The sequence below is a fragment of the Candidatus Abyssobacteria bacterium SURF_5 genome (assembly GCA_003598085.1).
Classification (GTDB): Bacteria; Abyssobacteria; SURF-5; order SURF-5; family SURF-5; genus SURF-5.
Genome location: QZKU01000068.1, coordinates 86,273 through 111,721, shown reverse-complemented (window position 1 = coordinate 111,721; position 25,449 = coordinate 86,273). Strand labels below are relative to the sequence as shown.

Genomic DNA, 25,449 nt, shown 5'->3' with positions numbered 1-25,449 from the left:
ACAGTGCGAACATTAAATCCGGATAAAGTTGCGGCATTCAAATTCGCAAACGGCCCGGTGGGCTGCCTTCTCACTCACGGGTTCACCGGTTCCCCATTTGAAATGCGCGAGCTTGGTGAGTATCTCGCGGGCAAAGGGCTGACGGTGTTGTGCCGGCCGCTGCCGGGACATGGGACGAGCGCTCGCGACATGCTGAAGACGAACTGGCACAACTGGTACCGGGGGGCGGTGGACAATCTTGCGGAACTGAGTAAGAGCTGCGAGAAAGTTTTCTTGTGCGGCATGTCGATGGGGGGCACATTGAGCCTTCACATGGCCGCCCATTATGCGCGACGGTACAAGGTTGCCGGAGTGGCGGCCTACGGCGCGCCCATTTACCTGAAAAACATCCTTCTGCCGATCCTTCCGCTGGCGAAGAAGGTTCTTACATTCAAGCCGCCATCCGAAAGCGATGTCGCTGATCCTGCCGCCAAGGAAGCGCAGGAGAGTTACGACCGCACGCCGCTCGAGTGCATATCTTCTCTGCTTGAACTTCTCTCGCACGTGAGGAACGACCTTCAGGACATCACCGTGCCGGCTCTGCTGATCCAGAGCACGAAGGACAACACGGTACATCCTCCGAACGTGTGGCTCGTTCATAAGCTGCTCGGCAGCTCCGACAAGACCGTGATTGAAGTAAATCGGTCATATCATGTGATCACGGTCGACTACGATAAGGATATCGTCAAGGAGAAGACCTACGAGTTTATTCGACGGGTCGCAAAGCTGTGATGAGCAATCCGGCGCAGCATCTGCTAGAGCGTTTGGCCATCCACCAGATATGTACTCCCAACTCCTCTTCCAACATTGAGACGAACTGCTACTTCATCAACGATTCGGTGCCGACACTGATTGATACGGGAATCGCAAGCAGCGAGGCATACGAGGCTCTCAGCGCGGCGTTGTCCGAGCACCGACGCTCGGTGGCGGATATAAAGCGGATTCTTCTGACGCACGGCCACGCCGATCATCGGGCGCTGGCGCCGCGCATCCAGGCTGAATCGGGTGCGGAGATTTATTATCATCATGCGGAGCGCAGCCGGGTGACGGGTGCTCCGAGCAGCGGAAAAGATCCGGGCAAAGAGATCGAGTTTTTTCATTCGCTGGGAGTTCCTCATGATTTGGCGGTCAGGCTGGTGGATGGACCGGAGGACCCCGCAATCAAGCCGCGAGCGCCTTCCGCAATTGCCTTGAGCGGCGGCGAGGAATTTCTTTTCGATGCGATGGCGCTCAACGTAATCCATACTCCCGGTCACTCCGGCGGCTCGATCTGTTTTCTGGACAATGAGCATGACCTCCTTTTCACCGGCGACACCTTGCTGCCGACCTCCAGGATAACCGCATTCATTGAACTCGAAGTATCGGTACAGAATGCCGACTACAATCCGCTCAATCTGCACCTGGAAAGTCTTGAGCGCCTCGAAATGCTCGGACCGAAGCAGGTGCTCCCCGGTCACGGCGATCCTTTCCACGGTTGCAGCATTATCAATGGCGAAGTCCGCGAGCGCCATCGGAAGAGGCGAACCCATATTCTCCGGGCGCTCAGGCATGGGCCGAAGACTCTCTACCAGATTTGCCGGTCGGTTTTCCTTTTCAATTCGGACGAAGACCTATACCTCGCCCTCAGCGACGTGCTGGGCAATGTTGGCATCCTCCATGACGAAGGCAAGGTGCGACAACGACGTGACGGGCGTCATTTCCTTTACGAAATAATATAACCAAAGGAGGTTCTGTGGCCAAAGCGGAGAAATATAAAGCCATGGTGGCCACCGCACACCCGCTTGCAACCGGCGTGGGCATTTCAGTGCTCGAAAAGGGGGGCAATTGCGTCGACGCGGCGGTTGCGGTCGCGGCAGCGCTGAATGTTGTGGACATGGCGAATACGGGCATCGGGGGAGATGCTTTTGCCCTGGTGTATTTCAAAAAAGAAGGCAAAGTCGTTGGATTGAACGCAAGCGGCAGGTCGCCTTTTGCGGCCACGATAGAAGAGTATCGGAAGCGCGGGCATGCCGCAGTGCCCGAACGAGGGCCTCTCTCAATCACCACACCCGGCGCGCTGAGCGGATGGGCGATGCTACATGAGCGTTACGGCGTCCTTCCTTTTGGAAGCCTTCTTCAGCCCGCAATCGATCTGGCGAGGAACGGCTTCGAGATCAATGCCGCCATCGCCATCTTTATCGGAATCAGTTCCGGCGTCATCTGCGGATATCCGACTACCGAAGAAATCTATTTGAAACCGTTTGGCGGAATGCCGGGGCCGGGTGAGCGAATGGTTCAGGAAAACCTCGCGAAGAGTCTCGAACAGGTGGCAAAGGAAGGAGTCGACTCCTTCTATAAGGGCCCGCTGGGCCGCCGAATATCCGAATTCGTTCGGCAGTCGGGCGGAGTCTTATCTGAACGCGATTTTGTCGAACATCGCCCGAACTGGGTCGAGCCCATCAGCACGACGTATCGCGGATATGAAGTCGTTACCATCCCGCCGAATTCGCAGGGGCTGGCTCTGCTCCAGATGCTCAACATCTTTGAAAAACTTGACGTGAAGTCGCTGAGTCTTAATCCCGTCGACCTGCTGCATTACCAAATCGAAGCCAAGAAAATCGTTTTCCGCGACCGAGCCCGATATTATTGTGATCCAGAGTTTCACGATGTTCCGGTGGAGCACCTGCTGAGCGAGGAATGTGCTCGCAAGTACAGGAGCAGCATTGATCCCGGGCGGGCGGCCGAAGCTGGAAGCGCGACCGCAGGCATGAGCGGAGACACGACATATTTCTCAATTGTCGACGCCGAGGGCAATGCCGTCTCCTTCATCAACAGCCTCTTCGACCTCTTCGGGTCGGGAATGGTCGCGGGCGATACCGGGATCATCCTCCAGAACAGGGGAAAAAGTTTTTCACTCGATCCCGGCCATTGCAACGCGCTGGAGCCGCACAAGCGCCCGATGCACACTCTTGTTCCCTGTATGGTTCTGCGCGAATCCAGACCTTATCTGGTCCTTGGATGCATTGGAGGAGATCAACAAACCCAGGGGCTGTTGCAAATCCTCACGAACATTATCGATCTCGACATGTCGCCGCAGGAAGCGATCAACGCGCCACGATGGCGCAGCTACGAAAACGGCAGACTTGTCCTTGAAGCGGCGATAGGGGAGAATGTTGTGCAGTCGCTGTCCCAACGGGGACACCCGCTGACCGACGAAATCGATTTCTTCGGCGGATCCCAGTGTATCCGCATCGAGGAAGACGGGAGTTTGACCGGCGCCACGGATCCGCGGCTGGCGGGATGCTGGCAAGGGCTGCACTAACCAGTAGTTAATCTCTTTTATCGATACCGTCGGTCTGAAAAGCAATAAAATCCTCGGCTCTGTCTGTTCTCTTACTCTTCTTTTTAAACCGGATGATGCCATAATCCCACTCTTTGGCAATCCTCTTTGTTCAGTTTTGCATCTGATCCATCGGTGTCACGTCTTGTCATGGCACAATTTGTGCTTGATTTGCCAAGTTGCCGGGCACTGGCTCCGGCCATAGTTAACCGATAGCCTATATCTACCGGGCCAAGGGAGAATGATGGGCACGAAATATTTATCCCCCAGCATCTATGACGAACGAATCGGTTACAGGCTCACCCTCTCATTTGCGCTGACGGGCGTCATTCCTTTGCTCCTGAGCACGTATCTGATCGGGGCCATCTGGCTGCCGGGCTTGCAGGTTTGGGCGAGGGTAGGTCTGCTTCTTGGTTGCAGTCTTCTGATATCGCTGCTCGGGTATTTTCTGTCCAGGACAATAGTGCGGACGATACTGAAGACGTCGGAGGCCGCCAAGGAGATCGCCGACGGGAATCTATCGAGGCGGTTGGAGATTCGCAACGAGCGCGCCGAGATCAATACGCTTGTGGACTCGTTCAACAGAATTACGGCTCAACTGGAGCAGAAGGTGAAGGATGTGCAGGCGTCTGAGGAAAAAGTGCGCCACCTGCTGAATAATATTCCTGACTTGCTATACTATCTCGAACCGAGCGGCCTTATTTCTTCAATAAATCATGAGGTAGGGGAGCTGTTGGGATACACGGAAGCGGAACTGGTCGGCCAGGAATTTTCGACGATTGTGCATCCCGATGATTACCGCAAGTACGAGCCTGTTTTGAAAGAGCGCAGGTCGGATGAGCGGCGGTTAACACGGGGCTTGCATATCCGGCTCAAGACGAAGGCGGGCGAGTACCGCGACTTTGAGATCAATTCGCGCGGGATCTACGACTTGGCGAATGTCTTTTTGGGCACTGAAGGTTTGGCTCGCGACATCACGGCGCAACTGGCGCTGGAATCTGAGCGCGAAGAATTCCTGTACATGCTGACGCACGACATCAAGAACCCGATATCAGCGATTCTGTTCATTATTTATATGATGCGGGACGGCACGATTTCTCCACCCAAATATCCCGAATATTACGAGAAAATGGAACGAGCGTGCAATGGAGTGAACATGCTGGTCGAGGACTTTCTCGAGGTCAAGAAATTTGAGCGCGGGCTTGCGGTTTTGGATGTTCGGCCCACGGATCTGGCGCCTCTGGTTAAGGAGATCGTTCTTACCTATCAGTCTGAGGCGCGGGCCAAACAAAAACAGTTGTCTTATCGTCTTCATGCCGAGGGAGAGTCCGTGCCGGCCGTCGTGGATGAGAAATACTTTCAGAGAGCCGTTGAAAACCTTCTCACCAACGCAATCAAATTTTCGCGAAACCGGATTGAAATGGTTGTGAAGAAAAACCAAGATTGCGTGGAGATTCAAGTGAGCGACGATGGGCCGGGTGTGTCAGACGAAGAGAGGGAGCACATTTTCAAACTATTTCATCGTTCATCAGGCGCGAGAATGACCAAGGGCATTGGTGTCGGTCTCACTTCGGCTGAAAGGATCATCCGTGCCCATGGCGGCTCACTGCGGGTGGACCCGGGAAATGGGAATGGCTGCTCGTTCATCATCACTCTTCCGCCGGTTTCCGGAATCACCATGCCTCAATCCGTTCTTCCCGAAGCGCCGATCCTGCAACCAGCGCAACAGTCCCCGTAGTTTTTCAGTTTGTCTGAGAAAGCGTATCCGGACTTCTATCCTGCTGCGCACCCGCCATGGCTCCTGAATATGAATCATTGGAGGCTCCCTGTCTTTGACACGTTTCGAGGATTAGTGATAAAATGAAATGTTTGGTTGTGATTAAATATGTAGCATAGAGGTTTCTTCCTTTAGTATGTCGGGGGCAAATCCGAAAATCAGATTCAAGGGCATTCGTGTTCACAATTTAAAGAACCTCGATCTGTATCTGGAGCGCAACAGGCTTACGGTAGTAACCGGAGTGAGCGGCTCGGGCAAGTCGAGTCTTGCTTTCGACACAATCTATGCCGAGGGGCAGCGCCGCTACGTCGAGTCTCTGTCGGCATACGCCCGCCAGTTCCTGGAAAAGATGGATAAGCCGGACCTCGACAATGTTGAGGGTATCCCGCCTGCAATCGCCATTCAGCAGAAACCGCCTTCGAAAAGTTCACGCTCGACGGTAGGCACAGCAACGGAGATCTATGATTATTTGAGGCTTTTGTTTGCCCGCATCGGAAATGTCCATTGCCGCTCCTGCGGCAAGCAGGTCCGAAGGCACACGGTCGAGGACATATTGGAGGCGCTTGTTGCTTTCTCGGGGAAGAGGGCCTTCATCATTGCCCCAAAAGGAATTGTCACGGACAGCACACCGGCTCAACTGGCGGAATTCAGCAAGCGCGGATTTGCGCGAATAATAGTTGAGAAAAGGATTCGCGAGCTGGAAGAGGCGGTTTCAGAAGCGTTGCCGGCCGGAGCGGAATGGGGGCTGGTTATTGACCGGATGCAGATAAGTCCGCAATCGCGCTCTCGGCTGGCGGATTCGCTCGAATTGGCTTATGGCGAAGGCGATCGAAGGCTGGAAGTTCACATCGTGGATGGGCCGAAGCTGAAATTTACCAGCCGCCATCTCTGTCCCGAATGCGATCTTGAATACGAAGACCCATTTCCTCAACTGTTCTCTTTCAACAGCCCGCTGGGCGCCTGCCAGGAATGCAATGGATTCGGAAACATCATCAGGCTCGATATGGATCTCGTGGTTCCGAACAAGCAGAAGACGTTGAATGAAGGCGCGATCAAGCCATGGACATTTCCGAACTACGAGTGGCCGATGGCGGAGTTGAGGCAGATCGCGGAAAAAGAGAGGATTCCGCTTGATGTCCCGTTCGAGCGGCTGTCGGAGAAGAATGTACGCTTGCTGATGGAAGGCAAGCGCTTCTTCCCCGGCATCATCAAATTCTTCGAGATGCTCGAAAAGAAGAAGTACAAGCTTCACATCCGCGTGCTTCTCAGCAGGTTCCGCAGTTACGTCACTTGTCCGAAATGCAATGGCGATCGCCTGCGACCTGAAGCGCTTGCAGTCAAGATAGCGGGAAATTCAGTCGCCGATCTCTGCCGCAGCCGAGTCACCTCGTCGATAAGTTTTCTGGAAAGCCTGGAGCTTCCGAAGCAGAAGCGTGAAATTGCCGACCTGCTCTTGAAGGAGATTATACGGCGTTTGCGGTATCTTGTGGACGTCGGACTGGATTATGTTACGCTTGACCGTCTCACCCGCACCCTCTCGGGTGGCGAATCGCAGAGGATCAATCTCGCCTCGTGTTTAGGCTCGGGTCTCACAGACACCCTCTACATTCTGGACGAACCCAGCATCGGGATGCATCCAAAAGATAACGACAGATTGATCAACATTCTGAAGAAACTTCGCGATACGCACAATACGGTTCTCGTTGTCGAACATGATGCAGATATCATATCTGCGGCTGATGAGGTGGTAGACTTGGGGCCGGGCGCCGGCGCCAGCGGCGGCTCGATCATTTTTCAGGGGGACGTTCAGGAGCTGAAGCGCTCGCGCAAATCGCTGACGGGGCAGTATCTCAGCGGGAAACGGACGATAGGCAATGGGCGCGCCCGGCGACTTCCGCATGGCTATCTGAGGGTGCTGGGTGCGCGCGAGCACAATCTGAAGGATATCGACGTTGATTTTCCGCTGGGAGTGCTCACGTGTGTGACCGGCGTGTCTGGTTCGGGAAAAAGCACTCTCGTGGATGAGACGTTGTATCGGGGCATTCTGCGCCAGCAAGGCTATTCGTGCGACCGGCCGGGCGCTCATGAGGCGCTGGTAGGGGTAGACGAGATCGAGCAGGCGATCATGGTGGATCAATCTCCGATTGGGCGGACGCCGCGCTCGAACCCGATCACGTACATGCATGCCTTCTCCGAGATCCGCACCCTTTTCGCTTCGACTATTTCCGCGCAGTTGCGCCAGTTCACCGCGAGCGACTTCTCGTTCAACGTGGGAAGAGGGCGGTGCCAAAAATGCGGCGGCGACGGCACGCTCAAGATAGAGATGCAGTTTTTGGCCGACGTATATATTACGTGCGATGCGTGCGACGGCAGACGGTACAAATCGTCAATTCTGGATGTCCGGTATAAGGACAAGACCATTCACGATGTCCTTCAGATGACCGTGTCGGAGGCCTGCACCTTTTTCGGGGATATCCCATCGCTAAGAAGCCGTCTGAAGGTGCTCATGAATACCGGGCTGGGATATCTCACACTCGGACAACCATCGAATGTGCTTTCGGCGGGCGAGGCCCAGCGCTTGAAATTGGCCGCGCATATCGCCGAAGGAAAATCCACGAGGACCCTGTTCATTTTTGATGAACCGACGACAGGCCTGCATTTCCATGATATCGGCAAGTTGATCGACTGCTTCAATGCGCTCGTTGATATGGGCAACACTGTTGTCGTGATCGAACACAATATGGAAGTGATCAAGTGCGCGGATTACGTAATTGATCTGGGGCCCGGCGGCGGGGATGAGGGAGGCCGAGTTGTGGCGTTTGGTCCTCCCGAGAAGATAGCGGCGACGATCGCTTCACACACGGGTCAGTACTTGAAGAAACATCTCAGTGGAAGGCCGCTGAAGAATTAAGAAGGCGTCTATGTCTTCCAAAATTCTTTTAACAGGCGCTCCCGGGATCGGGAAAACGACTGCCATAAGAAAAGTAGCGGAAGGGCTCGGAGCGCGCGCTTCAGGATTTTATACGGAGGAAATGAGAGAAGGCGGCCGCAGAGTCGGATTTGAGATAGTAACGCTCGACGGGCGGCGCGCTCCGCTTTCCCACATCGGGATTCCCGGTAAGCAGCGAGTCGGACGATATGGAGTGGATACGGAATCGATGGATTCGGTAGCCGTTCCCGCCATCAAGCGGGCGATCGAGGAAGGGCATATCGTCATTATCGACGAGATCGGCAAAATGGAGTTGTTCAGTCACAGATTTCGTCAGGTGGTTCTGAAAGCGTTCGGCTCCTCCAGCCCGGTGGTGGCGGTTATCATGGCCAAGCCGAATCCGTTCGCCGATTCCTTAAAAGAAAGAGACGATGCAGACCTCATCGAACTGACGCATTCGAATCGAGATTCGGTTCCGGCGAAAATCATCGAAGATATTCTTTTTTTTCTGCGCAAGCCTTGAGACCACATTCCAGTTTCTCTGGAAATCGACATGGGCTTTGATTATAATGGGCTCAGGTGGTATGGATGCAACACATCGCACTGCATGCAAAGCGATACTATCAATTCAGTGAATATCTGAAAGAACGCTTTGGTTGCAAGGTATATAAAGTGACCATAGATGCAGGTTTCACTTGCCCGAATCGCGACGGGAAATTGGGATGGGGCGGGTGTACCTACTGCAACAATAAGGGATTCAGCGCGAACACGAGGAAAGCACCGGGCCCGATCGCCGAGCAGGTCAGGCAGGGAATGGAGTTCATGCGCCGGCGCTACAAGGCGGAGAAATTCATCGCCTATTTCCAGGCGTACACAAATACATATGCTCCGATCGAGATCCTGCGAGCATACTATGATGAGGCGCTTGCTTTTGAAGACATGGTGGCTCTTTCCGTTGGAACCCGTCCCGATTGCGTTCCCGAGTCGGTTCTCGATCTGATCGAGAGTTACCGCTCGAGTCATGAAGTCTGGATCGAATACGGGCTGCAGACAATTCACGACAAGACACTACGGCTTATTAATCGCGGGCATGATTATGCGGTTTTTCTCGATGCGCTCGATCGGACGAAGCAGCGCGACATTAAGATTTGCGTGCATGTTATTCTGGGATTGCCGGGAGAGTCCCGCGACGACATGATGGCGACCGCATGCGCCGTGGGTGAAATGAATATCCACAGTCTGAAAATCCACCTGATGCACGTATTGAAGGATACGCCGATCGAGAAGGACTATCGAGAAGGGCTTTTCAAGGCGCTCGAGTTCGACGAGTACATCAAATTAGTGTGCGACTTCCTGGAGTGTATCCCGCCGACGGTCTCGATTCAGCGCCTCACCGCCGATGGCCCGCGCACGATCCTGCTTGCGCCGGCCTGGGCGACTGAAAAAGGCAGGACCCTCGCAGCCATCGACGCCGAATTCATTCGGCGCAATTCCCGGCAGGGAATCCGCACCGGATCATCCCACTGATCTCCAGCTTAGCGGACAGAGAAGCTGGTTTCGCGCACCTCACGTTCGAAATTCGTAAATATCGTCACTCTCACGCGGTACTCGCCTCGGCCGGCATCCGGTGGAAGATGAAGCGGAACGCTTGAACTATAGGTCCCGTCAAAATGCTCGACACGGACCTCGGGATTTCCCACCAGTTGGCCGTAGTACGTTATTTCTCTCAGCTCGGTTACCGGAGTAGACGTGTTCGGATATGGCGTGAGCAGCGCATAGGTCATGTTGATATTCACAGTTTCGCCTGCTCGCACCGTGCGCGGGGAAGCGGATACTTCCTCTATTTCCAGCAGCGGTTGTTTCCATGTTTCATAGCTGTATCTGTGCGCGGTCTCTGGCCGGGACCTCGCTTCATCATATGCGTAATGGCCGATGGCCCCGCCAATGAGCGCACCGACAAGCCCGCCGACAACCGCCCCGCCGAGGCCTTCGTCAACTATCGCGCCTGTTACGGCGCCGGCGCCTGCGCCCACGCCCGCTCCAACGGCCGCCCCTCGATGATCCTGAGAAACCGAAGCGCAGCCGCTGAACGGAAAGACCAACGACAAACATATAAGGAGCGCTGCAGATTTTATTTTCATGTTCATGGATAGCCTTCGGTGAAAATATATTTCACATGAATGTTTTTTTCAGTAAAGCCCCATCTCTTTTATCAAATATGTTCATGTTCACCTGATGCCGCAACAACGATGATTCGAGTCAGATATAGGCGGAAAAGCGGCTCCGCCAGCCTTTGACATTGAGAAAGATGTTGCAGTATAGTGTGGAATCGCGGGTCGGTGAATTAGCACTTTTCCCCTTACTGACAACAAAGGAGGAAGAAGAAATGGGCCGATTGATTGACGAAGGAAAGGAACTCGAAGATCTCTTGCGGTTGAAGGGGAAAGTGGTAGCTTACAGGAAGCTCGAGAAAGCCGAAGAACTCTCTGCTATTCCAAATGTTCATATTCCCGAGCGTACTTTCACCTTTTGTCAGGTTCCGTTCATGGTGCGCGCACTTGGCATGACGGTCGGCGCCACTGAGAATAGTCCGATGCTGGATCGATGCATGCGGCTGCACGGCTTGAAGAACCCTGATGCCGACAGTATGGCCAGGGAATCGGCGATGCTTTCGACGACATGGTTTGGCTCGGCCGAAGAAGCGATGGAACAGCAGAAGGATTATAAGAGGATACCGGCCGGAGGCGCGATAGCGGCTGCTCCACTGACTGACGGAAAATTCGAGCCCGATGTGGTTCTAATATATGGCAATCCTGCGCAGATCATGATGATCATGTGCGGGCTTCAAAAAGAGAAGTATGAGAAATTTCAATTCTCGTTCATAGGGGAGGGCGCCTGTGCCGACTCATTGGGGCAATGTTATGTGGACCGGAAACCGGCGCTGGCAATACCGTGCTACGGAGAAAGGGCGCTGGGCCAGGTGGCCGACGATGAGATAGTCATCGCATTGCCTCCGGATAAACTGGCGCCTGCACTTTCCGGAATCCGGAAACTCGCGAAAGTGCGGTTGAGCTATCCCGTTTCTTATATTGGAGGTCTTGCCGACGTCATTCCTATTCTTTCGCAGATCTACACCATGCACCGCTAACGAAGCAGAGGGAGGAGCTTGTCATGGGATCAGCAGATGAATTGACTTTTTTGGATGCAACCGCGCAGGCCGAGTTGGTGCGGCGGAAAGAGCTCAAACCGATCGAGATGGTTGAGGCGGCGATCCAGCGAGCCGAGCGGCTGAACCCGAAGCTGAATGCGATCGTCACGCCCATGTATGAGCAGGCACGGGAAGCGGCCAAAGGCGCATTGCCGAATGGCCCGTTTACCGGCGTGCCTTTTCTTCTCAAGGATCTGGGAGCCACGTACGGCGGCGTGCGCCAGACGGCGGGTTCGGCGTTTCTGAAGGATTTTATTCCCGACCACGACAGCGAACTGGTGGCGCGCCACAAGAAGGCGGGGCTCGTGGTGATCGGAAAGACGAATACGCCTGAATTTGGAATCGTGCCGACCACCGAGCCTCATTTCTTTGGGCCCGCTCGCAACCCCTGGAACACCGAGAGAAGCACGGGCGGCTCGAGCGGCGGCTCGGCGGCGGCGGTGGCCGCCGGGATTGTTCCTTTCGCGCATGCCAATGACGGCGGCGGTTCGATCAGAATTCCCGCTTCCTGCTGCGGGCTCTTTGGACTCAAGCCGACGCGCGCGCGCAATTCTCTCGGGCCCGATTTGGGCGATATGATAGGCGGATTAGTTGCTGAACACGCGGTAACGCGCTCGGTGCGTGATAGCGCGGCGCTGCTGGATGCGACTGCCGGTCCGGTTCCGGGCGACCCATATTGGGCGCCGCCGCAGGAGCGGCCTTATTTGGAAGAAGCAAAGACGGATCCCGGGCGCTTGCGGATCGCGTTCACAACGGAAACGGGAACGGGAACTCCGATGAGCCAGGACTGCATTGACGCGGTTCGCGACGCCGCTAAATTGTGCGAGAAGCTCGGGCACCGTGTCACTGAGGCGGCGCCTGCGGTCGCAGGCGAATTAGTCAGCCAGATGTTCATGACGCTGTATGCCGCCGGCCACTCGTGGGCGATTAGCGCTTTCTCAATGCTGTCAGGGAGAACGCCCTCTGAGGAACATTTCGAACCGCTGACATGGGCTCTTTACCAGATGGGCAAACAGGTCTCCGCGTCCGATTACCTGATGGCGGTAGCCGGCCTGCAACAGATTTCCCGGCAGGTGGCGAGATTCATGGTTGACTATGACATTTGGCTGAACGCAACGCTGGCCGAGCCGCCGTTACCGTTGGGGACTCTCGATTCTCCGCCCGATGATCCTTTATACGGGCTCATGCGCTCGGGCGCGTATGTGCCCTATACGCCGATCTGCAATTTTACCGGCCAGCCGGCGATGTCGGTGCCGTTATACTGGAATAAGGAAGGTCTTCCGATTGGGACGCATTTCGTGGCTCGCTTCGGAGACGAGGCGACTCTGTTTCGCCTGGCTGCCCAACTCGAACAGGCGCGGCCGTGGGCGGAGAGGCGGCCGCCTTTGTCTGCTTAGAAGGCGTTCTTATGTGCGAACATTGCGATGATATTGGCATGCCGGTCGAGATCACCGCTCCTGAACAATATCATTGCCTGAAAGACGAGATTGTCAGGCTTCTTGCTGCAGGCAGCATCCGACTGCTCAAGGGGACATGCAGCCTGAAAGAGATCACGAGAGGAGCGCTGTGGCCGGCAGATATCCTCGAGCACGATTTTCAGTGTGTATCGTGCAGGCGCAAGTTCAATCTTTTCGCTGATACCTACCATGGCAATGGTAGATGGAAAATCGTTTCCGAGTCTTGACAAATCGGGATATGTGCGATATGATGACCTCGCATATCCTTGAAGAACTGGCACGGTTTTTCATCAAAGGGGGACTCCTCACCCTCCCACGATCCTTTTTCTGTTTCACCTGATCCTGTGTAGCGAAGAAGCTCATTTATTTTCTGACGCGAAAGGGGGTGAAAAAGATGAAGCGTTTCTTTCGTCCGCGGCAAGGGTTTACGCTTGTCGAACTTCTGGTCGTTATAGCCATCATCGGGATACTGGCTGCAATCCTGCTGCCTGCTTTGGCGAAAGCGCGGGAATCCGCCAGGCGGACGGCCTGTGTAAATAACCTGAAGCAATTAGGAATGATTTTCGTTCTCTACGCGAACGAGAATTCCGGCGATTATCCGCCTTGTCAGAACCAGAGCGCGACGTTCATGTTTGAGCCGAATGCGCTGTATCCTGAGTACCTGACTGATGCAGCCATTATGGCCTGTCCCTCGGATCCCGAGTATGACCCGAAGACCAATTTCCGCTTGGTTGTGGATACGACACTCAGCGACGGCTCCTTCAATTCGACCGGTCAGGCGTTCCACAGCGGAGTCGTTCATCCGGATTGTATCGGTCCGCTCAGCTACGTGTACGCCGGTTGGCTGCTGACAAACGATAGTGAGTCGCTGGCGGGCCTTGCGATTTATAGCTGGCTGGATTCGGTTATGCCAATCAGCGTCTCCAATTCGGACGGGTGGCGAGGGCGCGACATCAATATTGCTTCGTTCGGATTCAGCGGTTCGGGCAATGGGGGAAGCAGCTACATCATGCGGCTGTCCTATGATGTCGACCGGTATATGCTGAGAGACATCAATCAGGTATTATCTTCCGGCGGCTCTCCCGGTCTCGGGGCTTTACTTCCGCTTATGTGGGACCAGGTATCGACGAACATAAGCGAGTTCAGCCATGTCCCGGCGGGAATGAACGTGTTGTATCTAGACGGGCATGTTGAATTCAGGCGATACGACAAGACGACAGATCAGTTTCCTGTGTCTCCCATCTACGCAGCCATGAACGGAGGGATAGAGGCCAAATCTTTGAATTATTGTCCGTGAACGGGCCAGGCCGACGGCAGGACAAAACCTTATGATTTAAGGCCATTCTCGGCCCGGTATTATTTCGGCGCCATGCGGAGCGCGCCGTCGAGACGGATGGTCTCTCCGTTGATATAGGGGTTGCGGATAATCTGCTCGACCAGCATGGCGAATTCCTGCGGCAGCCCCAGCCGCCGCGGAAACGGGACCGAGGCGTGAAGCGCCTGGCGGTTCTCCTCGGGCAGCATGGCCATCAACGGCGTGTCGAACAGGCCCGGTGCAATGGTGACCACTCGAATACCAACTCCCGCCAGATCACGCGCCATTGGAAGAGTCATTCCGACGACTCCGCCCTTGGATGCGGAATAAGCCGCCTGCCCTATCTGGCCGTCAAACGCGGCGATGCTGGCGACATTCACTATTACGCCTCGCTCGCCGTTCTTGTTCGGCTCATTGAAGGTCATTGCGAAGGCCGCTTTACTGGCGACATTGAACGTTCCAATGAGGTTCAACTTGATCAGCCATTCGAACGAATTGAGTTCATGATATCCGCTTTTTGAAACGGTCCGCCTTGCCAGTCCCGTTCCGGCGCAGTTAATACAAAAATGAACCCCGCCATATTCGTGCCTCGCCCGTTCGATTGCCTGATTGGCGTCGGCCTCGCTGGTCACATCTGTCTTCACAAAAGTGGCCTTTCCGGACAGGTCGGAAGCCAATTTTTTTCCCAGGTCTTCGTTGACGTCCAGAACGACGGCATTCGCGCCCGCCCCGACCAAAGTTCTCACGGTCGCTTCGCCAAGACCGGAAGCGCCGCCGGTAACAAGAGCAGTTTTTCCTTGAATATCCATACCTCACCCTTTCTTTTGATTGTGATTCTTCTACATGTCTTTCAGCGCGCTTTTCAAAACCTTTCCCCCGGGATTCCGCGGGAGCATCGAGTCGCTGAAGACAACATGTTTCGGTTTTTTGTAGCTTGCGATGAGCTTCTTGCAGTGCTCCTTGATTTCATTTTCGGTTGCGGTCATACCCGGCTTCAAACAAATGACCGCTTTCACCGCTTCCTGCATCACCGGATCCGGCACGCCAACCACGGCGGCATCAAGCACGGCGGGATGCTGCATGAGCGCATTCTCGACCTCGATGCAGTATATGTTTTCGCCGCCGGATACGATCATGTCCTTGATCCGGTCGACGATATAGACGTATCCATCTTCATCCATGTAGCCGAGGTCGCCGGTGCGGAGCCAGCCATCAATGATGGTATTGCGGCTGGCTTCGGGATTGTTCCAGTAGCCTCTTACCACGCTCGGCCCTTTGACGCACAACTCGCCGACGGCGCCGCGCTCCTGTTCCTTCGCGTCCGGATCGAGCACTTTCACCTCCAGGACAGGCACGGGCGGACCAACCGCCTCGGGTATGCGCAGGATATCGACATGCGGATTATAGGTCACGATGGAGGTGGATTCGGTGAGTCCCCATACATTGCCGAATTTGACATGGGGAAGCGCTTTGGCAAGTTGATTGAAAAGTTCGACGGGCACCGGCGAGCCTCCCATGAAGAAATACTTGAGCGAGCTCAGGTCATAATCCGCCCAATCGGGCAGGTTCAAAAGGAAATAGAACATCGCCGCGACACCGGCTCCGAAGGTTATCTTCTCCTCCTGAATTTTTGCGAGCGTGTCGTTCGGGAGGAAGAAGGGACGGATGACGCAGCAGCCGCCGATCGAGAGGAAGGCAGTCAACTGGGAATTGATGCCAGTGGCATGGAACATGGGAGCGATGATGAGGGTCCGGTCGGTTTCGCTTCCTTCGGCGAGTCGGGAAGCGATGATCGCGTTGGAGACACAATTGCGGTGGGTTTGCAGGGCGCCTTTTGGTCTGCCCGTTGTTCCTGAAGTATAGAGTATCGCCGCTCCGTCAGATTGGATGACCGGCGGATCAGCTTTCACCGATTTCGGCGCCTGCTTCAAAAGGTCGCCGAAAGGTTTTGTGGCGGCGGGAGCCGCCTCTCCGCAACAGTGAATGCCTTTCAGGCGGAGCTGTTTCTGAACGGGTTTGATTTTATCCCAGTATTCTGAATTCATGAGGAGATAAGATGCGCCGGAATCGTTCAGCATGTATTCGATTTCGGAAGAGGAGCATCGCCAGTTGAGAAGGACAGCGATCGCGCCGATTCGGATGATGCCGTAGTATGCCACCGCGAATTCCCACGAATTGGGCATGAGGATTGCGATGCGGTCGCCTTTCTTCACGCCCAGCTCCTGCAGGTAGTACGCCAGGTTGTTCGCCAGGTTGTCGAAATCCTTGTAGGTGAGCCGCGCGTTATCATCGACCACCGCCTCGCGGTTCGGGAAACTGCCAACCGAGCGGGCAAGTAGTTCGACCAGGTTATTGGGCCGATCGCGGTAATGGCTCATCTCGATGCCCTCATAGTTTTCGCGAACAATGCCTTCGTATGCTTTTGGAGGAAAATTCTTTCGTTCGGGCACCTTCATCCTCTCCTTTCAGTGTTCCGGCAGAATATCTTTTTTTCGGTTTTTTCGGAATCGATTCTTTCTTTGGCTTCTGGGAGCCGCTCGATGTCTTTTCTTATTTGAAATCAAAAGCCACCTTGATTACCGGCTCCGATTTCTGCCTGAAAATCTTGAACGCCTGTTTGTACTCGTGCAAGCGGAATCGGTGCGTGATGAAACCGTCAAGCCTGACATGTTTTTTCTGAATCATCTTCATGGCCAGTGCGAAGCTGCTGATCCGCTCGCCGTTAAAGGTCTCGCAGCCGTGGGCGTTAACTCCGATCAGCCTCAATTCCTGATGCCATACAGGCGTCTGATCAAAAGTAACCGGTGATAATTGGTTTCCGATCATCACATAGTCGCCCCCGGCTCTGAGCCAGCGAAGAGAATGATGGATCGTTTGAGAATAGCCGACGCAGTCGTATACTGCGTCGAAACCGCCCAGGAGAATGGTATTCTTCAGGGGACCGCGGTACATTTTGGCGCCGGTCGAAGAGGCGACAGCCTGATACGGATCACCGGAGAGTATATGATGCGCTCCAAGCGCAAGAGCGAGCCGCCGCTTGAAATCGATCTTCTCCAGGAGATGGATTTTGCAGTGCGGGTTGAGCGCCTTTGCGAACTGGATGACATTCAGTCCAATTGTTCCTGCGCCGATGACAAGAATCTTTTCTCCATCGAGCGGAGGCCGCTTCAGGACAGCATGGAGGGAGACCGCTGCCGGCTCGATAAGGACAGCTTCTTCATCTTTTATGGTATCGGGCGCCTCCACAAGCTGAGACCTGTGGGCGAGGAATTGTTCGCTGAACCCGGCGCCGAGATTCTCAAACGACGCTCCTTCAGAAAAATTGTCGCAGAGCGTGTAGTTGCCGTTTCGGCAAGAAGAGCATGGCGGCTCGATTTCCTTTATGGAGCAGCATGGCAGATATTTTTGAAGCGTCACCCGATCGCCCGGCATCAGATCGCGCACGGCCGGCCCGACTTCCAGTACGCGCCCGACCAGTTCATGTCCCAGAAAGACTCGGGGCACCCCGGAAAGGGCAGCTATTGAAATTGAGGGGCTGGTCTGGACGAAGAACAGCGAGAGGTCGGCGCCGCAGATGCTGGAAAGCAGCGTTTTGACTCTGACCCAGTTTGGACCAGGAAGCTCCCGCTCGGGTATATCGCCATATCGAACGGGGGAGAGCGACGAATAATAAACGGCTGAGAAGATTCTCGACAGAAACTGTGTCGCCAGAATCTTCGGGACACTCACGTCAAAGTAGAGTGATTTCATGAAATCAGAATGTTTTCGCCGATTTTTTTCTCAGCACTCGATCGCTATCTTTATCGGCTGGCCCGTCTCGTATAAAGCAAACGCCTCGGCAGCTCTCTCCAGCGGAAGCCGGTGAGTGATCAGGTCTGAAAGCTGCAGTTTTGGCAATATGTTGATCGCGCGCGGGAATGTATAGGGAGAAAAAAAGACGCCTTTAATCGTCAGCTCTTTGAAGTAGAGCATGAACAGGCTCAGCGACAAGGTCAGGTCCATCGGGTAAACGGCGAAGTAAAAGAGCGATGCTTTGCTGCCCGTGATATTGTAGGCGTCCTGAACGGCCTGCGCGTTGCCCGATGCTTCTATGACAACGTCGAACCCCTTGTTGCCGGTTGCCGCGAAAGCCTTCTCCTGAACATCTTCAACCGAGGGATCTACAACTGCATCGGCTCCAAGTCTTCGCGCCATCTCTCGCTTCGAGGCCACCGGTTCCGACACGAATGTGAAAGCCGCTCCCGATCGGATCGCCAACTGCAGAAGGATCAGCCCTATCGGACCGGCCCCCGTTATCGCTACGCTCATGCCCGGTTTGATATCCGCCATATCGATGCAATGGACGCACACGGACACGGGCTCGGCAAAAGCGGCCTGATCCAGGCTGATGCCTTCGGGCACCGTGAAGGTTTGTTGCGCGTCGACCACGATATACTCTGAAAACCCGCCGTTCGGTTTCCACAATTCAGTAAGCCGCTCGCAGTAATGCTGCTGCCCATTGCGGCAGCGGTAGCATTCACCACAGAAGAGCACTGGATTCGTCACGGCGATTTGTCCCGGGGCAATATCACGCACGTTCGGGCCGACTTCCTCGACGACTCCCGCCAATTCATGCCCAATGAAAAACGGATAATCGCCCGGCACCGGAAACGAACCGGTGAACATCGAGTGGTCGGTCCCACAGATAAGTCCTCTTTTTACCCGTATCTTCACGCCGGAGGACCCTGCCGGAGCAATCGGGACCTCTTCCAATGACACATCACGCGGCCCCTTCAACATTAAGGCTTTCATTATTCTCTCCTGGACGACAGCGACTGGATCAACAAGAGAGCTGTCTTCGTCTTTTTACTCCCGTGAGAATGACTCCTTTGAAAGGTCAGATTCAAAATTATATGCAGATAATAAATAAAGATCAAGCGTGACGGGTCCAGGGTTTCTCTTCTCTTCTTTCGGTCCTGCCGTTGTTGTCTCCCTTGTGAGTATGCGCGTATAATAAAGTTTGGAGAAATGGATAAATGTTGTCAGCTAAAAGGCTCATAGCGCAAAACGCGATTACAGCTCTCCGGACCGAGATCGAATCCGCCGGCGGGAATGAAGTGTTCTTTATCGGCGCCACCAATGAGAAGCGAATGGTGGTGAAAGTCATTCCGCTTGCGCATGGGAATCAGGATGCGGTTCCTGCAATCACTCAGCATGCGCGTCCTGGCGACGTGGTTATTCACAACCATCCCGGCGGGGGGCTGACGCCATCGTCCGCCGACATCTCGATTGCAAGCAATCTCGGCCAGGCCGGTGTCGGCTTTTATATCATCAATAATTCCGCTACCAAGGTATATGAAGTAGTCGCCGCGTTTGCGCGCGAGAAGCTGGAGTTACTGCAAGAGGATTCTCTTGCCGACATGCTCCGGCCGGGCGGTCCGATCGCGCGCAAACTGAAAAATTATGAGCACCGGCAGCAGCAGATCGAGATGATGCGCGCGGTCGCGGATGCATTCAACCGGAACGGGATCGCCGCGATCGAGGCGGGAACGGGCACGGGAAAAACGTTCGCGTATCTTATTCCGGCAATCTGTTGGGCTGTTCGGAACAAGGAACGCGTCGTTCTTTCCACCAACACGATCAACTTGCAGGAGCAGTTGATGAGGAAAGACATCCCGGCGCTTTTGTCGGCGCTCAATATCGAGTGCAAGGCGGCTCTGGTGAAGGGCCGGGGTAACTACATCTGTCTGCGCAAGGCGGCGATGCTCGAACGCGAGTTCGATCTGCTGGCGGCGGCGGATGAGCGCGAGACGCTCCAGCATATTCTGGCATGGTCGAAACAGACGCGCGACGGCAGCCGGTCGGACCTCAACTTTGTCCCGAAGGCCGATCTCTGGGATAAGGTGAATTCCGAGAGCGATTCGTGCGCCCGGGTCAACTGTGCCCATTTCGCCGACTGCTTTGTTAATCGCGCCCGCCGCGAAGCGGCTTGTGCCGACCTTCTGGTGGTCAATCATCATCTGCTGTTTGCCGATCTTTCCGTCCGCAATGCCACCCAAAGTTATTCGGATATGGCTATTCTGCCGGGATACCGCCGCGTGATTCTCGATGAGGCGCACAACATCGAGGATTCGGCGACCTCATACTTCGGCTCCCACATAACACGCCTCGGCCTTCTCCGCCTGCTCGGGCGCATCCATCATGCGCAGTCGCGCAGGCAGGAAGGCGGATTGATTTCCGCTCTCAGAGCAAAGCTGATGCGTGCGCCAGCCGGAAAGGAGCGCGTCGAGGATCTGATCCTCAACATTCAGGAAGAAATCATTCCCCGGAAAAACGATCTTGAGCATTACATTAATGGCGCGTTCGATACTCTTCTCGAATTCCTTCATAATTACAACTTGACTCAGCGGGCGGACGGCGAGCTGAAGATGCGAATCGGGACGTCGCTCCGGGATAATGAGCGCTGGTCACACGACTGCCTGCCGGCGGTCGAGAAGCTCCTGAGCGAGCTCCGCGTATTCGTATCGCGGCTGGCGCTGGTGCTCAAAAAGCTCGAGGAAATCGAACGGGAAAAAGGCTCCGACACCGATTTCTCGGATGACCGGATCGAAATAAATGCGATCGCGAACCGCATCGACTCCGCCGCCTCCACCGTAGAGGATGTCATCTTTGGTGAGGGTATCGACCATGTCCGATGGATTGAAGCCCAAGTACGCGCCAAAAATCCGGCCGTCCGGCTTTATTCTGTCCCGCTGGACGTGGGGCCCGCCCTCGCGGAGCAGGTGTATGTATGTTTTCCAACGGTTGTGCTCACGTCGGCGACATTGACGGTCGAGGGTCGATTCGATTTTCTTTTTTCACGCATCGGGTTGGATAAGATTGACGAAGAAAGGATTCGGTTCCTTAGCCTGCCTTCGCCTTTCAATTTTGCCGAACAGGCTGTGCTGGGCATTCCCACCGATGTACCCAATCCCGGCGATTCAGGATTTCGCGATGTCCTGGTGTCAACGATCTTTCGCTGCCTCAGCATCACGCAGGGCCGCGCTTTTTTACTATTCACCTCTTTTTCGATGCTGGGATGGGCCTACCGCGAGCTTGCGCCCAGGCTCGAGCAGGAACTCGGCGTCAATGCGCTCCGGCAGGGGGACGATAACCGGACAGCATTGCTCGAGCGGTTCCGGCGCGACACGACATCGGTTCTTTTCGCCACGCTCAGCTTTTGGGAGGGTGTCGACGTGGAGGGCGAATCCCTTGAGTGCGTGGTCCTTGCCAAGCTGCCATTCAGAGTGCCCGACGACCCCATCGTGCAGGCGCGCGCCGAAGATATCGAGCGGCGCGGAGGCAATCCGTTCATCGAGTTTTCAGTCCCCCTGGCAGTCATCAAATTCAAACAGGGATTCGGCCGGCTGATCCGCAATCGCACCGACCACGGCGCCGTCCTCATTCTCGATAAGCGAGTAGCCGCAAAATATTACGGGCGAATTTTCTTGAATTCACTTCCGCCTTGCCGCGTGGTGCGCGGAACCTGCGATGAGGTATTTGAGGAGTTTCAAACCCTCTTCACCATGTTGCGGCGAGAGCAAATCGTCTCGGATGTTGCAGAGACGGAGAAGGGCGATTAACGGTGGAAAGTTCAGAGCGGGAAGCGGCCAAACTTTGAAAAAGCCTGAATTTTGTGGTAAATTTAAATGATTGGGTTCATCTTGTGCAAGTAAAGAGGTCCACATGAAGTATTACGTGTGTGACATGTGCGGCGTCAGGATCGAACTGACCGAGCTGCGGTACGTGCTCAAAATGAATATCTTTGCAGCGTATGATACAATGAAGATAGAGCCGTCCGATCTCGAACGAGATTATGAAGAGGAGATTCAAAGGCTGGTCGAGAAGATGGAAGCGATGAACCCGAAGGAGCTGGAAGAGGATGTATTTAAACACTTTACATTTGATCTCTGCCGCTCCTGTCAGCAGAAGTTTCTGCGGAGCCCACTCGGGGCTCCCGAAAGAGCTGCCGGCGAAAACGAATTTCCGCCCTTCGACGTTGATGACTTTCTTCGGCGGCTCGATGATAATTAGCTGCAAAATGTTGATCCTGGGCCGCCGCCCCTTGGATATCTTAGGGAGTAGGAAAAGATGCCGAAAAGAGCATTGATAGTCATCGATATGTTGAAAGATTTTGTTGATAAGAGAGGGGCGTTATATGTTGGGCCGACAGTCGACCGGATTGTGCCCTTCGTTCGGGATAAAATACGGGAAGCCAGGGGACGTGGCGACCTGGTTATCTATCTCACTGATGACCACACGCCGAATGATAAAGAATTCCAATTGTTCCCGAAGCATGCGGTAAAAGGTTCTGCGGGCGCACAGATTATTTCGGAATTGAAGCCAGAGCGCGGCGACAAGGTCGTCCCGAAACGGAGGTTCTCCGGTTTGTACGGCACCAGGCTTGAACGAGTTCTTAAAGAAAATAAGGTAAAACACGTTACCGTCACCGGCGTTTGCACCTCGATTTGCGTGATGGACACGGTCGGTGGTCTCCGGGACAGGGGTTATTCAGTCACGGTCCCCAAGAAGGGAGTCGCTGACTTCGATCAGCAAATGCACAGGTTTGCCCTCACGCGCATGGAGAAGACATACGGAACTGAAATTGTCTGACCGCGCGCTTGTCTTCAGCCTCTCCGCCGGCGTTGCCGTCATCGCAGCCCCCACTATGTTATAATATGCGGAATTTCCCGGCAGCTCCGAGAAAAGCGGGATTTGTTGCTACGAGAGAGTGCTCGTGAAAGATTTTGTCATAACAAATGTGGAAAAAATATATTGCGGCAGGGTGGTCGATCTTTCAGTCGAAACCATACAATATCCGGATGGTAGCGGAGCGAAACGTGAGGTTGTTCGGCATCCGGGGGCAGTAGCCGTTGTGCCATTGCTCTCGCCGCACGAAGTCATCCTGATCCGGCAATTTCGCTATTGTGCGGGAGCAGTTCTCTGGGAGATCCCGGCCGGCACGCTGGAGCGGGGGGAAGATCCCACAGAATGCGCCCACAGAGAACTCATCGAGGAAGTGGGCTATCGCGCACGCGAGATGGAGCGCTTGTGCGCCTTTTATACGTCGCCCGGCTTCTGCAACGAATTTCTTCATGTCTTTGCGGCCCGTAACCTGGAGCCCGCGAAGGCGGAACTTGATAAAGACGAGCAAATCGAGGCGCATCCTGTAGCTTTATCCGAGGCGTTTCGGAAAATAGACGCAGGCGAGATCGTCGACGCGAAGACGATCATCGGCCTCTTGAAGATACGACAGAGACTGCAAGAAACTACATAAGCCAACACAGGGAGGAGAAAATGGCTAAGTTTGATGTAAAGGATATCCGCAATGTGGGCCTAGTCGGCCACGGGGGAACAGGCAAGACTTCCCTCGTGGAGCGCATTCTGAATGAAACAGGCAAAACCAGCCGCATGGGGTCCGTTGATGTCGGAAATACGGTTGGAGATTATCTCGATGAGGAAGTGACGAGGAAATTTACCATTGCCTTGAAGTTGACGCATACCGACTGGCAAAAAGGCCGGATCTACATCATCGACAATCCGGGTTACGCGGATTTTGTCGGTGAAATGGCCGCCTCTCTGGCAGCACTCGATAGCGCACTCATGCTCGTGGATGGGACGGCAGGAATCGAAGTGGGCACGATCACCAGTTGGCGGTACTGCGATAAATACCATCTCTCTCGCGCCATCTTCGTGAACAAGCTCGACAAGGAGCACAGCGACTTCTACAGGATTCTTGCTTCCCTTCGGGAGAGCTTGGGGGATGCCTGTATTCCGTTTACGATACCGATCGGCAAGGAGGCGGGCTTGAAGGCAGTGGTGAGTCTCTGGAAGACGGCGGATGAGTCGCAGGTGCCGGATGATATCCGGGGAAAATTTTCGGAATATCGGGAAAAACTGCTTGAAGCCGCCGCCGAGACGGACGACGCGCTTACCGAAAAATATCTTGAGGAAGGCGCTCTCTCCGAGGAAGAGACCGCAGCAGGCTTGAAAAAAGGCATCGCTTCGGGCGCTATTGTTCCCGTTCTCTGCGGAGCCGGCGAGAAGGGTATCGGGGTAAAGGAATTGCTTGATTTTGCGATGGATTGCCTCCCCTCGCCGCTTGACGTTCCTCGAAGGAAAGCGAAGAACAAGAAACAAGAGTACGAGGAGATTCAGCCGGACCCGTCCGCACCGTTGGCCGCTCGCGTGTTTAAGACCATGACCGACCCGTATATCGGTCAATTGACTTACTTCCGGGTGTTCTCCGGCACCGTTCGCGTCGAAACCGGCTTTTATAACGCGAACAAGCAGGTGCAGGAGCGCATCGGAAACATGTTCGTCATGCAAGGAAAAGAACAGACATCCGTTGATTCAGTCGGCCCGGGTGAAATCGCCGCCATTCCCAAATTGAAAGTTACGGAAGCGGGCGATACCATGTGCGACAGCAACCGCTTCCTTCTCTTCGATCCGATCGATTTCCCGGAACCGATGGTGCGCCTGTCGGTAAAGCCGCAGTCCCGTGCCGATGAAGACAGGATCATGCAGGCTCTCAACCGGATTGCCAATGAGGATCCGACTTTCAAAGTGTATCGAAATCAGGAGACCAAGGAAGAAATCATCGCGGGTATGGGAGACCTTCATTTGAACGTCATCATGGACCGGCTGAAAAGCAAGTTTAATGTTTCGGCCGAAACTTCGCTTCCTCGTGTTCCTTACAAGGAAACGATCAAAGGGAAGGCATCCGCACGGTATCGCCACAAGAAGCAGTCTGGGGGGCGCGGTCAATTCGGTGAAGTCGAGTTGGAACTCACTCCGAAGCAACGCGGAGAAGGCTTTGAATTTGAGGACGATATTTTTGGAGGATCAATCTCAAAGAACTACGTGCCCGCCGTTGAAAAGGGAGTGGTTGAGGCGCTGGAACGGGGCATAATGGCCGGATTTCCGGTTGTAGACGTCAAGGTGCGGCTATATGACGGCATGATGCATTCGGTTGATTCGTCTGAATTGGCCTTTAAGATCGCGGGTTCTCAGGCGGTTCAAAAGGCGGCTTCACAAACGCAAATGGCGTTGCTCGAGCCGCTCATGGAAGTGGAAGTGCTCGTGCCCGAGGAGTTCATGGGCGACATCACGGGCATTTTCAACTCGAAGCGCGGCCGGGTTCTCGGCATGGAAGCCACTCCACACGGACAGATCATCCGGGTAACAGTTCCCGAGGCCGAAATCCTGAATTTTTCCACCGAGCTTCGGTCGATCACCGGCGGGCGGGGCTCGTATACGATGAAGTTCTCTCACTATGAAGAAGTGCCTGCCCATATAACGCAACGTATTATTGATCAGGCGAAAAAGGAAAAGGAAGAAGCCGAAAAATAGAAGCTGATCGGCTTCGAGAAAAACCAGCGGGAAGC

General features: G+C 54.6%; 21 protein-coding genes. 16 read left to right on the top strand and 5 right to left on the bottom strand.

Features of this window, described 5'->3' with window-relative positions; translation table 11 throughout:
• The first annotated feature begins 3 nt into the window (after window positions 1–3).
• The 7 genes from C4520_10230 to C4520_10200 all read left to right on the top strand — a co-directional run bounded on the left by C4520_10230 (window position 4) and on the right by C4520_10200 (window position 9,591).
• A complete protein-coding gene (locus C4520_10230; GenBank protein RJP21379.1) occupies window positions 4–771 on the top strand; it encodes an alpha/beta fold hydrolase in 768 nt (255 codons plus the stop codon).
• Complete coding sequence (locus tag C4520_10225; protein RJP21378.1) at window positions 768–1,757, top strand: MBL fold metallo-hydrolase; 990 nt, start codon at window positions 768–770, stop codon at window positions 1,755–1,757. The genes C4520_10230 and C4520_10225 overlap by 4 nt, the downstream gene beginning before the upstream one ends.
• A 14-nt stretch (window positions 1,758–1,771) precedes the next feature.
• Window positions 1,772–3,340, top strand: a complete 1,569-nt coding sequence (gene ggt, locus C4520_10220) for a gamma-glutamyltransferase (GenBank protein ID RJP21377.1) — start codon at window positions 1,772–1,774, stop codon at window positions 3,338–3,340.
• A 259-nt stretch (window positions 3,341–3,599) separates the two neighbouring features.
• On the top strand, window positions 3,600–5,096 hold the full coding sequence (locus C4520_10215) for a PAS domain S-box protein (GenBank protein ID RJP21376.1): 1,497 nt from the start codon (window positions 3,600–3,602) through the stop codon (window positions 5,094–5,096).
• Window positions 5,097–5,271: 175 nt separating this feature from the next.
• Window positions 5,272–8,046 (top strand): excinuclease ABC subunit UvrA, encoded by a 2,775-nt coding sequence (gene uvrA, locus C4520_10210; GenBank protein RJP21375.1) that lies wholly within the window; start codon window positions 5,272–5,274, stop codon window positions 8,044–8,046.
• Between the two features lie 10 nt (window positions 8,047–8,056).
• Entirely contained in the window at window positions 8,057–8,587 is a 531-nt protein-coding gene (locus C4520_10205) for an NTPase (protein RJP21374.1), read from the top strand.
• A gap of 80 nt (window positions 8,588–8,667) precedes the next feature.
• A complete protein-coding gene (locus tag C4520_10200) occupies window positions 8,668–9,591 on the top strand; it encodes a TIGR01212 family radical SAM protein (GenBank protein ID RJP21394.1) in 924 nt (307 codons plus the stop codon).
• 8 nt (window positions 9,592–9,599) lie between these two features.
• Here the strand turns inward: C4520_10200 and C4520_10195 are convergent, their stop codons facing one another.
• Window positions 9,600–10,205 carry a hypothetical protein gene (locus tag C4520_10195; protein ID RJP21393.1) on the bottom strand — a complete coding sequence of 202 codons (606 nt, stop codon included), beginning with the start codon at window positions 10,203–10,205 and terminating at the stop codon, window positions 9,600–9,602.
• 167 nt (window positions 10,206–10,372) lie between these two features.
• Between C4520_10195 and C4520_10190 the strand changes: the two genes are divergently transcribed.
• The 4 genes from C4520_10190 to C4520_10175 all read left to right on the top strand — a co-directional run bounded on the left by C4520_10190 (window position 10,373) and on the right by C4520_10175 (window position 14,026).
• Window positions 10,373–11,212: a hypothetical protein gene (locus tag C4520_10190; protein RJP21373.1), complete on the top strand. Its 840-nt coding sequence runs from the start codon at window positions 10,373–10,375 to the stop codon at window positions 11,210–11,212.
• 23 nt (window positions 11,213–11,235) lie between these two features.
• Window positions 11,236–12,669 carry an amidase gene (locus C4520_10185; GenBank protein RJP21372.1) on the top strand — a complete coding sequence of 478 codons (1,434 nt, stop codon included), beginning with the start codon at window positions 11,236–11,238 and terminating at the stop codon, window positions 12,667–12,669.
• A gap of 11 nt (window positions 12,670–12,680) precedes the next feature.
• Complete coding sequence (locus C4520_10180) at window positions 12,681–12,956, top strand: hypothetical protein (GenBank protein RJP21371.1); 276 nt, start codon at window positions 12,681–12,683, stop codon at window positions 12,954–12,956.
• A 167-nt stretch (window positions 12,957–13,123) separates the two neighbouring features.
• Window positions 13,124–14,026 carry a prepilin-type N-terminal cleavage/methylation domain-containing protein gene (locus C4520_10175; GenBank protein ID RJP21370.1) on the top strand — a complete coding sequence of 301 codons (903 nt, stop codon included), beginning with the start codon at window positions 13,124–13,126 and terminating at the stop codon, window positions 14,024–14,026.
• 59 nt (window positions 14,027–14,085) lie between these two features.
• Here the strand turns inward: C4520_10175 and C4520_10170 are convergent, their stop codons facing one another.
• The 4 genes from C4520_10170 to C4520_10155 form a co-directional block, all read right to left on the bottom strand.
• Window positions 14,086–14,853 carry a 3-hydroxyacyl-CoA dehydrogenase gene (locus C4520_10170; protein RJP21369.1) on the bottom strand — a complete coding sequence of 256 codons (768 nt, stop codon included), beginning with the start codon at window positions 14,851–14,853 and terminating at the stop codon, window positions 14,086–14,088.
• A 30-nt stretch (window positions 14,854–14,883) separates the two neighbouring features.
• Complete coding sequence (locus C4520_10165) at window positions 14,884–16,500, bottom strand: long-chain-fatty-acid--CoA ligase (protein RJP21368.1); 1,617 nt, start codon at window positions 16,498–16,500, stop codon at window positions 14,884–14,886.
• Window positions 16,501–16,594: 94 nt separating this feature from the next.
• Entirely contained in the window at window positions 16,595–17,794 is a 1,200-nt protein-coding gene (locus tag C4520_10160; protein ID RJP21367.1) for a hypothetical protein, read from the bottom strand.
• Between the two features lie 30 nt (window positions 17,795–17,824).
• The gene (locus C4520_10155; GenBank protein ID RJP21366.1) at window positions 17,825–18,835 is read right to left on the bottom strand and encodes an alcohol dehydrogenase; all 1,011 of its coding nucleotides are present in this window, start codon (window positions 18,833–18,835) and stop codon (window positions 17,825–17,827) included.
• A 224-nt stretch (window positions 18,836–19,059) separates the two neighbouring features.
• Between C4520_10155 and C4520_10150 the strand changes: the two genes are divergently transcribed.
• The 5 genes from C4520_10150 to fusA all read left to right on the top strand — a co-directional run bounded on the left by C4520_10150 (window position 19,060) and on the right by fusA (window position 25,414).
• Window positions 19,060–21,645: a helicase gene (locus C4520_10150; protein ID RJP21365.1), complete on the top strand. Its 2,586-nt coding sequence runs from the start codon at window positions 19,060–19,062 to the stop codon at window positions 21,643–21,645.
• 103 nt (window positions 21,646–21,748) lie between these two features.
• Window positions 21,749–22,096 carry a hypothetical protein gene (locus C4520_10145; GenBank protein ID RJP21364.1) on the top strand — a complete coding sequence of 116 codons (348 nt, stop codon included), beginning with the start codon at window positions 21,749–21,751 and terminating at the stop codon, window positions 22,094–22,096.
• A gap of 57 nt (window positions 22,097–22,153) precedes the next feature.
• Window positions 22,154–22,675: a cysteine hydrolase gene (locus C4520_10140; protein RJP21363.1), complete on the top strand. Its 522-nt coding sequence runs from the start codon at window positions 22,154–22,156 to the stop codon at window positions 22,673–22,675.
• 124 nt (window positions 22,676–22,799) lie between these two features.
• On the top strand, window positions 22,800–23,339 hold the full coding sequence (locus C4520_10135; GenBank protein RJP21392.1) for an NUDIX hydrolase: 540 nt from the start codon (window positions 22,800–22,802) through the stop codon (window positions 23,337–23,339).
• A 20-nt stretch (window positions 23,340–23,359) separates the two neighbouring features.
• On the top strand, window positions 23,360–25,414 hold the full coding sequence (gene fusA, locus C4520_10130; protein ID RJP21362.1) for an elongation factor G: 2,055 nt from the start codon (window positions 23,360–23,362) through the stop codon (window positions 25,412–25,414).
• Window positions 25,415–25,449: the final 35 nt, after the last annotated feature.